This window comes from Pseudomonas sp. PDM18, from assembly GCF_014852585.1.
GTDB lineage: Bacteria > Pseudomonadota > Gammaproteobacteria > Pseudomonadales > Pseudomonadaceae > Pseudomonas.
The window spans coordinates 168904-180585 of the sequence record NZ_JACVBX010000013.1 but is presented as its reverse complement, the minus strand read 5'-3'; the positions used below and the strand labels follow the sequence as shown (position 1 = coordinate 180585).

Here is an 11682-nt window from a genome sequence, read left to right as displayed (position 1 = left end):
CGAGCATTCGCGGGGCGCACCCTTCGGGCGCCTGAGCGCGCCCGCCTCCCGACTTCCCACTCCAGGCGCAGCGCCATGAGCCTCGCTTCTACTGCCCAAGCCGCCTTCGTCCTGCACAGCCGTCCCTACAAGGAAACCAGCGCGCTGGTGGATTTCTTCACCCCGCAGGGGCGCTTGCGCGCCGTTCTGCGTGGCGCGCGGGGCAAGGCTGGAGCACTGGCGCGACCGTTCGTGCCCCTGGAGGGCGAATTCCGCGGGCGCAGCGACCTGAAGAATGTCGTGCGCCTGGAGCCCAACGGCATCCCCAACCTGCTCAGTGGCGAAGCGCTGTTCAGCGGCCTGTACCTGAACGAGCTGATGGTCCGCCTGCTGCCCGTTGAAGACCCGCATCCCGTGCTGTTCGAGCACTACCGTGCGACCCTGCCGCTGCTGGCCGCCGGCAGTCCACTGGAACCGCTGCTGCGCTCGTTCGAATGGCGGTTGCTGGACGACCTGGGCTATGGTTTTTCCCTGGACACCGATATCGTCGGTCAGGCGGTAGCGCCCAACGGACTCTACCGCCTGCTGCCCGACGCGGGCCTCGAACCGGTCGGCAGCCTGCAGCCGGGGCTGTTCCATGGTGCCGACCTGCTGGCCATGGCCGAAGCCGACTGGAACGCCCCGGGCGCCCTGGCGGCGGCCAAGCGCCTGATGCGCCAGGCGCTCGCTCCCCATCTTGGCGGCCGACCGCTGGTCAGCCGCGAGCTCTTCATGAATCGCAAGGACAACTCCCGTGACTGAAGCCAATCGTATCCTGCTGGGCGTGAACATCGACCACGTCGCCACCCTGCGTCAGGCCCGCGGTACCCGTTATCCCGACCCGGTGAAAGCCGCGCTGGACGCCGAGGAAGCCGGGGCTGACGGCATCACCGTGCACCTGCGCGAGGATCGCCGGCACATCCAGGACCGCGATGTGCGCGTGCTCGCCGAAGTGCTGCAGACCCGCATGAACTTCGAGATGGGCGTGACCGAGGAGATGATGAAGTTCGCCGAGATCATCCGTCCGGCCCACGTCTGCCTGGTGCCGGAGACTCGCCAGGAACTGACCACCGAAGGTGGCCTGGATGTCGCCGGCCAGGAAGCACGCATCCGCGAAGCGGTGCAGCGCCTGTCGGCCGCTGGCTGCGAGGTGTCGCTGTTCATCGATCCGGATCAACGTCAAATCGAGGCTTCTGCCCGCATTGGTGCGCCGGCGGTGGAGTTGCACACCGGTCGCTATGCCGACGCGCACAATCCGGCCGAAGCTGCCCATGAGCTGGCGCGCATCCGCGATGGCGTGGAGTTCGGTCTGTCCCATGGCCTGATCGTCAACGCCGGCCACGGCCTGCATTACCACAACGCCGAGCCCGTCGCGGCCATCGCCGGGATCAACGAGCTGAACATCGGCCACGCCATCGTCGCACATGCGCTGTTCGTGGGCTTCAAGCAGGCGGTTGCCGAGATGAAGGCGCTGATCGTGGCGGCGGCGAATCGCTGATCGCGGTCTGATTCGACATCGTAGGGCGCATAACCCGGAACGGGTTATCCGCCGCCACGGCGGATAACGCCTCGGGCGTTATGCGCCCTACGTTCTAATTCGACCTGGGCAGCTCAGGGCTTGCGCGCCACCAGCGTAGCGCGCAGCGGCGCCGGCAGGCCTTCTAGGGTACGGCTGTGGTCGTCCGGATCGAGGAAGTCCGGCAGCGACTGGTAGCGCATCCACTCGGTGGCGCGCTGTTCCTCCACCGAGGTGCGGCTGATGTCCACGCTGCGCACGTCGGTGAAGCCCGCGCGGCGCAGCCACAGCTCAAGCGCAGGCACCGAGGGCAGGAACCACACGTTGCGCATCTGCGCGTAGCGGTCCTCCGGCACCAGCACGGTGTTCACGTCGCCTTCCACCACCAGGGTTTCCAGCACCAGTTCGCCGCCACGGCGCAGGCAGTCCTTGAGCGCCAGCAGGTGGTCGATGGGCGAGCGGCGGTGGTAGAGCACGCCCATGGAGAACACCGTGTCGAAGCCTTCCAGTTTCTCGGGCAGGTCTTCCAGGGCGAAGGGCAGGTGCCAGGCCGGCAGGTCCGGCAGGTAGCGCTTCATCGCGAGGAACTGGCAGAAGAACAGCCAGTTCGGGTCCACGCCCACTACGCTGCGCGCGCCGGCGCCGAGCATGCGCCACTGGTAGTAACCGTTGCCGCAGCCAACGTCGAGGACGCGCTTGCCTACCAGATCGATGTGCGGCGAAACGCGCTCCCATTTCCAGTCCGAGCGCCATTCCGTGTCGATGTGGATACCGAACAGGTTGAACGGCCCCTTGCGCCACGGAATCAGCCCTTGCAGGGCGAGCTTGAGCTGTGCGCGGGTGTCCTCGCCGCAGGCGCCTTCGAGGTTGAAGCGCTCGCGCAACTCGACGGCGTCGGCTTGCAGCGGCGGCAGGCGGTCCACCGCGGCCAGCCAGCGTTCGAGATCGCCGTGGCCATCGTCGACCTTGCTGGCCAATTGCGCGGGCAACGAGGCGGCCCAGGATTCCAGTGGCGTGCCGGCCAGTTCAAGGCGCAGGCGGTCGAGGTCGAAGCGTTCGATCATGGCAGGGCAATCAGGGAGGCGAAGTTGAGGCACTGGAACCAGAGCACGACCTTGGAGAAACCGGCGGCCAGCAGGCGCTCGCGGTGGGTATCCAAGGTATCGGGGCGCATGACGTTCTCGATGGCGGTGCGCTTCTGGGCGATTTCCAGTTCGCTGTAGCCATTGGCGCGCTTGAAGTCGATGTGCAGGTCGGTGAGCAACTCGTGCTCCTGCTCGTCGGCGAAGCGCAGTTTTTCCGAGAGGATCAGCGCGCCACCGGGCAGCAGGGCGCTGCGTAGGCGGCTGAGCAGTTCCAGGCGTTGTTCGGGGGCGATGAACTGCAGGGTGAAGTTCAGCGCGATCAGCGAGCAGGGCTTGAGGTCCAGCTTGAGGATGTCCGCCTCGATCAGCTCGACCGGCAGTAGTTCCTGGTGCATGGCATCCTGGGCGCGCAGGTATTCGCCGCAGCGCTCGATCATCGGTGCGGAGTTGTCGACGCCGATGACGCGGCAGCCTTCGGTCTTCACGTGGCGGCGCAGCGCCTGGGTCACGGCGCCCAGCGAGCAGCCGAGGTCGTAGAGCACGCTGTTCGGCGCAGCGAAGCGCGCGCCGAGCACGCCGATGTTCTCGACGATGGTGGGGTAGCCCGGCACGGATCGTTTGATCATGTCCGGGAAGACGCGCACCACGTCCTCGTTGAAGGTGAAGTCGGGAACCTGGGCTTGCGGCTGGGCGAAGATGCGGTCGGATTCGCTCACGCTGGATGGGGCCTCGTTACGCTGAACAGGCAACCAGGCGCGGCGCGCCCGGTTTGCCGGGGCGCGCATTGTAGCCGAGGCGCGAGGTGCGCCCAACCGTTAGCGGACGAGGGTCACTTGAGCTGGTCGGAGAAGTATTCGCCGGCGCCCTGCAGTGGGCCGAGGGGGTTCTTCTTGTCTTCCATGCGGCGGATGTTCGGCTCGCCGTTGCTGGTCTTGTGCACCACCACGTCGTCGATCAGCACGAACACCGGGCGGAACGACCAGCCCTGCACCTGGCGGCGCTTGCGGAAGTTGAAGATGTCGGCCCAGAAACTGCCCACGCGCTGGCTGTCGGTCTTGTTGAAGTCGAAGGCATAGCCGACGCAGCGATCCTTGGCCTGCAGGCAGGTCACCAGGCCGTCGGGCAAGTAGTCGATGGGGATGTTGGGCTGCACGAAGAGCAGGCGCACGTCGATGAACGAAAGCATCTTGGCGTTGCCCTGGGACAGCGGGTCGAATCCCAGTGCGTAGAGCTGCGACTTGGTGGTCTTGCCAGGGTCGACCTGGTTGTAGCGGCTCTGTGCATCCTGGTAATCCAGGAATGGTGACTGCACTTCCGCGCGTTCGCTGGGCAACAGACTGCCACAGGCCGAGAGTGTCAGGCAGGCTCCCAGCAACAACATGGAGCGAACTACTGCACGCATGGAGCTCCCCTTTTCCCAGTCTCTTATTGATTGATCTATAGCCGATGACAGAGGGCCCTGCCGGACTTTTCTCACGCCTTCGCAGGACTAGTCAACGGCGATGCCGTAACCCTGCATCAGGGGTTTCCACTGGTCGTTGCGGCGCAGCTCGCGCAGGCCCTCGTCGAGGTCGGCCAGGCGCTCTTGCACGCTTTCCAGGCGCGGGTTTAGCGCGACGTACATAGGACGTTTATCGGCGAGCTCGCCGGCCGCTTGAATGCGCTCCGAGAGGCCATGGCGCTGCAGGTAGTGCTCGACGATCTGGCTGTCCTCAAGCAGCACTGTGATGCGCCCGAGCAGCAGCTTCTGGAGGTTGCGTTCGAGCACCTTCTCGCCGCTGAGCACCTGCACCTGTTCATGGTTGGCCAGGTGCTCGTCGCGCCAGTCGTCCAGCTCCTTGCCGTAGGAATAGCCTTGGGCCAGCCCGATGGACTGGCTGCTCAGCGAGGCCGGACCTTTCCAGGTCCAGGGATTGTCGTTGCGCACGTAGAAACGCATGGTCACCCAGCCGATGGGCTCCTCGCCGATCAGCAGCTCCGCGGACTCTTCGCTGTAGGCGCCGACCACGCCATCCACCAGCCCCTCGCGGGCCATCTGCAGGGCGCGAGGCCAGGGCAGGGGCTCGAAGCGGGGTGGTTGTGGCAGCACCCGGCCGAGCGCTTCGAGCAGGTAGCCGGGCTTGTCCGGGTCGTTCGGGCAGAGGTAAGGGCACCAGTCATCGCCGGCCAGGCGCAGGGGTTCGGCGCTGGCCAGCGCCGAACAAAGTAGCAGCAGCGGTGAAGCGATTCGCAGCATGTCAGGCCCGGGAAGTGGTTTGTCTTTCCGAGTATGGCAGAGCGATATGACGGGATGTGACGGACGCGGCAATACCGAACTGGCCGAGCCAGTAGGTGAGCATGATGGCGTAGGAGGAGCCGTCGAAAGCAGCGACGAAGCGGCTGATGCCGATCATCGAATCGGAGCTGACGAACAGCAGCGCGCCCAGGGCAGCGAACGCCTGGCTGGCCTTGGTGATCGTGGGCACGCCAAGGCGGGCAACGGCGCGCCAGAGCATGGCGCTGATGGTCAGGCTGTATAGCGCGATGGGCAGCAGCAGCGGGCCGAGACCGCGGCTGTAGAGCAGGGAGAACAGGCCGCCACCCATGCTGCCTGCAACCAGCAGCCCGAGCGGGGCGAAACGGCGGGTGTCGCCCAGGTAGGCGACCAGGTACGCAAGATGTGCCAGCAGGAAGGCGGCGAGGCCGGGCACGAAGGCGTTGATCGGCCACTCCAGCAGGATGTCGCCAAGCATCGACAGCACCAGGCCGATGGCGACCCAGCGGCGATAGCCGTCGGCGGGCGTGGCGAGAATCCACAGCAGCATGGCCAGCGCCGGTAGCGGCTTGCACAGCATGCGCAGCGTGGGCAAGTCGAAGGTGACGGCGAACAGGTAGGCGGCACCGCCGATGAGTGCCAAGAGTGCCCAGCGCATGGGGTTCCCTCCCGAAGAAAATGAACGCCCACTGTGCCCCAGCGCGGCGCCCGGCCCACAGGCCGAAGGCGTCAGCGCGGGCGGCTTTTGGCGCCGGTTGAGGGTCTGCTGAGCGCGCGCTTTACTTGACGCTGATCGGGCAGATGAAGGTCTTCGCCGGGGCTACTTCGGCTTCCCAGGGGCGGCGGTAGGCCAATTCCAGTGTGTCTTCGCCGGGAGCGGTCACGCGGAAGCGCCAGGTGGATTCGCCGGCGCTGCCGACCAGACCTGCGTCTTCCGGATTGCTGTAGACCTCCGGGCCGAGGGCGCGCAGCAGGCCGTTGGCAGCGTTGCGCATCTCCCAGCGGAAACCGGTGGTTGGGTTGCTCGGCAGGATCAGCACCAGCTCCTGGCCGGTGTGCAGTTTCAGCGGCTTGCAGTCGGCGGCGTCTTCCAGGGTGACCACGGGCTTGGTCTGCCCGGCGCAGCCGGCGAGCAGGGCCAGGGTGAGGGGCAGCAACGAGCGGTACGACGGCATGACGGCTCCTGGGAGGGGACAGGTTGCGCCGCAGGATACCGCAATCATGTGAGAAGTAGAGGTTTCGTGGGGAAGCGCGCATTTCGCGCGGTGGTGGCGCCAGCCTGTAGGAGCGCGCCATGCGCGCGATCGCGGGCATGGCCCGCTACAACAGAGGACGCATTTTGATTCGCGGTGGTACGCTGAAGAGCCGTGGCGGTCAGACGAGGTGGTTCTCCACCGCCCAAACCGCCGCCTCTACCCGCGAGCGCATCCCCAGCTTGTGCAGCACACGCTTCACATGAACCTTCACCGTGCCTTCGGTGATGTCGAGTTTGCGCGCGATCATCTTGTTGCTATAGCCGTGGGAGAGCTGGCGCAGGATCTGCCGCTCGCGGTCGGTGAGTTCCTCGATGCCCTTGGGCCTGTCGTCGCCGCGCAGAGCCTGGGCCAGTACCTGGGTCAGCTGCGGGCTGATGGTGAGCTGGCCGGTGGCGGCCTGGCGGATGTGCTCCAGCAGACGTTCAGGTTCCATGTCCTTGAGCAGGTAGCCGTCGGCGCCGGCGCGCAGCACGTTGATCACGTCGTTGCGGTCATCGGAAACGGTGAACACCACGATGCGCGCGTCTTCGCCGTTCTCGCGCATGGCGCGCAGGGTGTCGAGGCCGGTCATGCCCTTCATGTTGAGGTCGAGCAGGATCATGTCCGGTTCCAGCTCCGCGGCCATGCGTAGCGCCTCCTCGCCACTGCCGGCTTCGCCCACCACTTCCAGGTCGTCCTCGAACTCCAGCAGTTGGACCACGCCCTTGCGCATCATCGGGTGGTCGTCGACGAGCAGGATGCGCGCGCGGTCATCGGTGGGGGTGGCCGTCATGGGTGGGTCTCCGGGTATTGCGACAGGGGTTTGTGGGCAAAGCGCACACTGACGCGGGTGCCCTGCGACTCGCGCGGGGCGATGGTGAAGGTGGCTTCCAGGGTCTGACTGCGCTCCTGCATGATGCTAAGCCCATAATGCCCATTGCGGCTCTGCGCTGCGTCAAAGCCGACTCCATCATCGTCCACGGTGATGCACACCTGGTCCTCGGCATCCTCGAAGAGGGTGACCTTCGCCTGCGTCGCCTGGGCGTGGCGCACCACGTTGGACAGCGCTTCGCGGACGATCTGCAGGACGTGGATTTCTTCATTGGGGTTGAGCGGGATATGCGCCAGGCGGTTGTCCAGTTCTATGGACAGATCGCCGCGCTCGCCGAACTCCGCCACGGTCTTCACCAGTGCCGCTTCCAGGCTGGATTGCTCAAGGCTCAGGCGGAAGGTGGTGAGCAGCTCGCGCAATTGGCGATAGGCGCTGTTGAGCCCTTCGCGCAGTTCGTCGAGGGTCTCGTCGATCTTCTGGGCCGGCACGTCGCGCTTGAGCAGGGTAGTCAGGCGGCTGACCTGGATCTTCAGGTAGGACAGCGACTGCGCCAGCGAATCGTGCAGCTCGCGGGCGATGGTGCTGCGCTCGGCGAACAACGCCAGGCGGTTCTCCTGCTCCTGTTGCAGGGACAGTGCGAAGGTGCGCGCGATGTTGTCGCAGAAGCCCTCGACGAACTGCTGTTGCCAGTCTTCGAGGTGGCCGTCGGGGGTCTCGATGAACAGCTCGCCGAAGCGGTGCTCGCCGATGGACAGCGGCTGCATCAGCAGCGGGTTGATGCCGCGGATCGGGTTGTTGCAGTTCTCGGCCTGGGCGCGGCATTCGCCGCAGTTGCCCTGCAGGCAGAAACTGCCGGTGATGCCGTCGGTGGTGAGCGAGGAGTAGGCGCGCTCGACGCCGTCCTTGTTCAGGCACAGGGTCACCTTGCCAGCCTGCAGCACGCGCTCCAGCTGATTCAGCAGCGGCTGCAGCGAGCGCTCGTCGTACGGGTCCTGGCCGAGGCGGCGGGCGCTGTCGTAGAGCAGTTCCAGGCGCTGGTGACTGTTGGAGAGATCGCGGGTCTTGTCTTCCACCCGCGCTTCCAGCTCGCGGTAGCTGGTCTGCAGTTCCGCGGCCATCTGGTTGAAGCGCTCGCCAAGCTGGCTCAGCTCGTCTTCACCGCTGCTGCTGACCCTGGCATCGAGGTCGCCTTCGCCCAGTCGGCGGGCGGTGGTGGTCAGTTCGCGCAGCGGGCCGACGACGTGGTAGCTCAGGTCGTAGAGGCTGATGAACACCACCAGCAGGCTGAGGAACAGGCACAGGCCCTGCACCGTGCTGAGCATCTGCGAGCGGTACTCGGCGTTGCGCTGCAGGGTGCCGACGAAGTCGTCGATGTGTCCGACGAAGGTGTCCAGGGTGGCCAGGGCCGGCGCTTCGGAGAGGTCGAGGTTCTGCAGTTCCGTGCGCAACCGGTCGTGCTGCTGGCGGATCGGCGCGTCGGCATCGGAGCGGCGCAGCAGGCGGGTGATCTCGTCGTTGTCCAGGCGCGCGGCGAGGGTCGATTGCAGGGACTGGCGGTTGATCGGCGACGGGTCCAGCGCCAGGCGGTAGGTGAGCATCCGCAGCGAGCCAGCCTGGTTGATCACCGCGGCATCCTGATGCGAATAGTCGGCGAACAGCAGGGCGCTGAACATCCCGGCCAGGGCCAGTGATACCAGCAGGGTGAGGTAGCAACCAAAGCGCACGACGATGGATTTGCGCAGGGAGGGGCGCCCGGCAGGGGGACTACCCACAAAGAGTCGGTCGTTGCCGGTAGGGTCGGCAGTGCGTGCCGTGTTCATAATAAATGCCTTTTAAAACAATGTGTTAAGCATTCTTTTCGGTGATACCCACAAGGAGGTAGCGGCGCGCATCTGCTCATGAATCGCGGTTTGGCTCATTGATGGCGATCAAGAGAAGGCGGCTGGTCCTTACCTAACGTGCGGGCAAAGACCGTCTGGAAGTGAGCTTAGCCATGTTGTCCCACCGTCAGAAACAGTACTCCGTGCTCGGCATGAGCACACTGGCGTTCGCCGTGAACTTCGCGGTCTGGACGATGTTTTCGATCATCGGTATCCGCATCAAGGAAGAGCTGGGCCTGTCCGAGGCGCAGTTCGGCCTGATGGTGGCGCTGCCGATTCTTACCGGTTCGCTGGTTCGCCTGCCGCTGGGCTTGATCACCGACCGCTTCGGCGGGCGCATCGTGTTCTTCATCCACATGCTGCTGGTGGCCATCCCGATCTACGGCCTGGCCTTCGCCACCCTCTACTGGCACTACCTGGTACTGGGTCTGTTCGTCGGCCTGGCCGGTGGCTCCTTCGCCGTGGGCATCGCCTACACCTCCTCGTGGTTCGAGAAGGAACGCCAGGGCACCGCTATGGGCATCTTCGGCGCCGGCAACGCCGGTGCGGCGATCACCAACCTGGTGGCGCCGATGATCGTGGTCGCCTTCGGCTGGCGCATGGTCCCGCAGATCTACTCGGTGGCCATGCTGGTGACCGCGCTGCTGTTCTGGTTCTGCACCTGGACCGACCCGGCCCATACCAAGGGCGGCGACGCCGACCCGAGCCGTCCGCGCCCGACACTGGCCAAGCAACTGGCACCGCTGGGCGAGCTGCGCGTGTGGCGCTTCGGCCTGTACTACTTCTTCGTCTTCGGCGGCTTCGTCGCCCTGGCCCTGTGGCTGCCCAAGTACTACATCGCCGAGTACGGCCTGGACCTGCGCACCGCCTCCTTCATCACCATGCTGTTCACCCTGCCGTCGGGCCTGATCCGCGCCCTGGGCGGCTGGTTCAGCGACAACTACGGCGCTCGTGCGGTGAACTGGGGCGTGTTCTGGATCTGCCTGGTCTGCCTGTTCTTCCTCTCGTACCCGCCGACCACCATGACCATCCACGGCATCCGGGGCGACGTCAGCCTCGGCATCGGCCTGAACGTCTGGCTCTTCACCTTTCTGGTGTTCGTCGTGGGAATCGCCCAGGGCTTCGGCAAGGCCAGCGTGTACCGGATCATCCACGACTACTACCCGCAGAACATGGGCACCGTTGGCGGCATGGTCGGGGTCATCGGCGGGCTCGGCGGCTTCTGCCTGCCGATCCTGTTCGGCTACGCCGCCGACCACATCGGCGTGCGCTCCTCCTGCTTCATGTTGCTGTTCGGCCTGACCGTGATCTGCATGGTCTGGATGCATTACGCGATCAAACAGCAGCAACGCCTCGATGGCCAGGCCCAGGCGGCCGACGTCGACGCTACCCCCATTCCTTCTCGTCAATCCTGAGGTAGTGCCGTCATGGGCATGATCAATTCCCAACTCAAAGCCGCCAGCGGTCCGCTGCTGATCGACTGGCGCCCCGAGGATCCCGAGTTCTGGGCGCGCAGCGGCAAGCGCATCGCCGCACGCAACCTGTGGATCTCGATTCCCGCGCTGCTGCTCGCCTTCGCTGTGTGGATGATCTGGAGCACCGTCACCGTGCGCCTGAACGCCGCCGGCTTCAGCTTCAGCAACGACCAGCTGTTTCTGCTCGCCGCGCTGCCGTCGATCTCCGGCGCCACGTTGCGGGTGTTCTACTCCTTCATGGTGCCGATGGTCGGCGGCCGCCGCTGGACCGCGCTGTCTACCGCCTCGCTGCTGATCCCCTGCCTCTGGCTGGGCTTCGCCGTACAGGACCCGAGCACCCCGTACTGGGTGTTCGCGACCATCGCGCTGCTGTGCGGCTTCGGCGGCGGCAACTTCGCATCGAGCATGTCCAACATCAGCTTCTTCTACCCCAAGAACCAGCAGGGCACCGCCCTGGGCCTGAACGCCGGCCTGGGTAACCTGGGCGTCTCGGTGATGCAGTTCGCTGTGCCGCTGGCCGTGGCCGGTGGCCTGTTCGGCGCCTTCGGTGGCGAGCCGCAGCAGCTGTCGGACGGTGGTCGCCTGTTCCTGCAGAACGCCGGCTGGATCTGGGTGCCCTTCATCGCCGTGGTCTCGGTGGCCGCCTGGTTCGGCATGAACGACATCGCTGATGCCAAGGCTTCCTTCCGCGACCAGTCGGTGATCTTCAAGCGCAAGCACAACTGGCTGATGTGCTGGCTGTACGTGGCCACCTTCGGCTCGTTCATCGGCTTCTCCGCCGGCTTCGCCATGCTCAGCAAGACCCAGTTCCCGGACATCAACCCGCTGCAGTACGCCTTCCTCGGCCCGCTGGTCGGCGCCCTGAGCCGCCCGCTGGGTGGCTGGCTGGCGGACAAGTTCGGCGGCGCGCGCATCACCCTGTGGAACTACGCGGCAATGATCGCCGGCGTGTTCGCGGTGATCAGCTTCCTGCCCAGCGCCGGCAACGCCGGCAGCTTCTTCGGCTTCCTCGGTTCCTTCATCGGCCTGTTCTTCTTCGCCGGCATCGGCAACGGCAGCACCTTCCGGATGATCCCGGTGATCTTCCGCAACGAGTGGGCCGCACGCCTGAAGCAAGGTGGCGTCAGCGAAGCCCAGGCGACCAGGAACGCCAGCATGGAATCGGCTGCGGTGATCGGTTTCTCCGCTGCCATCGGCGCCTTCGGCGGCTTCTTCATTCCCAAGGCCTTCGGCACTTCGCTGGACATGAGCGGCAGTGCCGAGGGCGCCCTCTACGTCTTCGTCGCGTACTACCTGAGCTGCATCGTCGCCACCTGGTGGTGGTACGCGCGCAAGGGCGCCGAAAGCCCCTGCTGATTGCCGTGGCGGGCGCGCCTGCGCCCGCCGC

At 65.7% G+C, this 11682-nt stretch carries 12 protein-coding genes; 4 read left to right on the top strand and 8 right to left on the bottom strand.

Annotation, left to right across the window (positions count from 1 at the left end):
- Positions 1-75 precede the first annotated feature (75 nt).
- The gene (gene recO, locus IB274_RS24060) at positions 76-780 is read left to right on the top strand and encodes a DNA repair protein RecO (RefSeq protein ID WP_192435329.1); all 705 of its coding nucleotides are present in this window, start codon (positions 76-78) and stop codon (positions 778-780) included.
- Positions 773-1516 (top strand): pyridoxine 5'-phosphate synthase, encoded by a 744-nt coding sequence (gene pdxJ / locus IB274_RS24055; protein WP_192435327.1) that lies wholly within the window; start codon positions 773-775, stop codon positions 1514-1516. The genes recO and pdxJ overlap by 8 nt, the downstream gene beginning before the upstream one ends.
- 113 nt (positions 1517-1629) lie before the next feature.
- Here the strand turns inward: pdxJ and cmoB are convergent, their stop codons facing one another.
- From cmoB to IB274_RS24015, 8 genes are all read right to left on the bottom strand, one after another.
- Positions 1630-2598, bottom strand: coding sequence for a tRNA 5-methoxyuridine(34)/uridine 5-oxyacetic acid(34) synthase CmoB (cmoB, locus tag IB274_RS24050; RefSeq protein WP_192435325.1), 969 nt, complete (start codon positions 2596-2598; stop codon positions 1630-1632).
- A complete protein-coding gene (cmoA, locus tag IB274_RS24045) occupies positions 2595-3335 on the bottom strand; it encodes a carboxy-S-adenosyl-L-methionine synthase CmoA (protein WP_192435323.1) in 741 nt (246 codons plus the stop codon). The genes cmoB and cmoA overlap by 4 nt, the downstream gene beginning before the upstream one ends.
- A gap of 113 nt (positions 3336-3448) precedes the next feature.
- The gene (locus tag IB274_RS24040) at positions 3449-4021 is read right to left on the bottom strand and encodes a hypothetical protein (RefSeq protein ID WP_081517641.1); all 573 of its coding nucleotides are present in this window, start codon (positions 4019-4021) and stop codon (positions 3449-3451) included.
- A gap of 87 nt (positions 4022-4108) precedes the next feature.
- Positions 4109-4855, bottom strand: a complete 747-nt coding sequence (locus IB274_RS24035) for a substrate-binding periplasmic protein (protein ID WP_192435321.1) — start codon at positions 4853-4855, stop codon at positions 4109-4111.
- Position 4856: 1 nt separating this feature from the next.
- Complete coding sequence (locus tag IB274_RS24030; protein ID WP_192435319.1) at positions 4857-5531, bottom strand: lysoplasmalogenase; 675 nt, start codon at positions 5529-5531, stop codon at positions 4857-4859.
- 121 nt (positions 5532-5652) lie between these two features.
- On the bottom strand, positions 5653-6048 hold the full coding sequence (locus IB274_RS24025; protein ID WP_192435317.1) for a protease inhibitor I42 family protein: 396 nt from the start codon (positions 6046-6048) through the stop codon (positions 5653-5655).
- Positions 6049-6247: 199 nt separating this feature from the next.
- On the bottom strand, positions 6248-6901 hold the full coding sequence (gene narL, locus IB274_RS24020; RefSeq protein ID WP_192435315.1) for a two-component system response regulator NarL: 654 nt from the start codon (positions 6899-6901) through the stop codon (positions 6248-6250).
- Positions 6898-8760: a histidine kinase gene (locus IB274_RS24015; RefSeq protein ID WP_192435313.1), complete on the bottom strand. Its 1863-nt coding sequence runs from the start codon at positions 8758-8760 to the stop codon at positions 6898-6900. The genes narL and IB274_RS24015 overlap by 4 nt, the downstream gene beginning before the upstream one ends.
- A 173-nt stretch (positions 8761-8933) precedes the next feature.
- Here IB274_RS24015 and IB274_RS24010 point away from each other — a divergent pair, with 173 nt between their 5' ends.
- Both IB274_RS24010 and IB274_RS24005 read left to right on the top strand, forming a co-directional pair.
- Positions 8934-10235, top strand: a complete 1302-nt coding sequence (locus IB274_RS24010; RefSeq protein WP_192435311.1) for a nitrate/nitrite transporter — start codon at positions 8934-8936, stop codon at positions 10233-10235.
- Between the two features lie 12 nt (positions 10236-10247).
- A complete protein-coding gene (locus IB274_RS24005; RefSeq protein WP_192435309.1) occupies positions 10248-11651 on the top strand; it encodes a NarK family nitrate/nitrite MFS transporter in 1404 nt (467 codons plus the stop codon).
- Positions 11652-11682 lie beyond the last annotated feature (31 nt).

Bases quoted from the DNA above. Each gene is read 5' to 3' on its own strand.
- IB274_RS24040 (WP_081517641.1), bottom strand. From the start codon at position 4,021: ATGCGTGCAGTAGTTCGCTCCATGTTGTTGCTGGGAGCCTGCCTGACA.
- IB274_RS24030 (WP_192435319.1), bottom strand. From the start codon at position 5,531: ATGCGCTGGGCACTCTTGGCACTCATCGGCGGTGCCGCCTACCTGTTC.
- recO (WP_192435329.1), top strand. From the start codon at position 76: ATGAGCCTCGCTTCTACTGCCCAAGCCGCCTTCGTCCTGCACAGCCGT.
- cmoB (WP_192435325.1), bottom strand. From the start codon at position 2,598: ATGATCGAACGCTTCGACCTCGACCGCCTGCGCCTTGAACTGGCCGGC.
- IB274_RS24035 (WP_192435321.1), bottom strand. From the start codon at position 4,855: ATGCTGCGAATCGCTTCACCGCTGCTGCTACTTTGTTCGGCGCTGGCC.
- IB274_RS24015 (WP_192435313.1), bottom strand. From the start codon at position 8,760: ATGAACACGGCACGCACTGCCGACCCTACCGGCAACGACCGACTCTTT.
- IB274_RS24005 (WP_192435309.1), top strand. From the start codon at position 10,248: ATGGGCATGATCAATTCCCAACTCAAAGCCGCCAGCGGTCCGCTGCTG.
- IB274_RS24025 (WP_192435317.1), bottom strand. From the start codon at position 6,048: ATGCCGTCGTACCGCTCGTTGCTGCCCCTCACCCTGGCCCTGCTCGCC.
- narL (WP_192435315.1), bottom strand. From the start codon at position 6,901: ATGACGGCCACCCCCACCGATGACCGCGCGCGCATCCTGCTCGTCGAC.
- IB274_RS24010 (WP_192435311.1), top strand. From the start codon at position 8,934: ATGTTGTCCCACCGTCAGAAACAGTACTCCGTGCTCGGCATGAGCACA.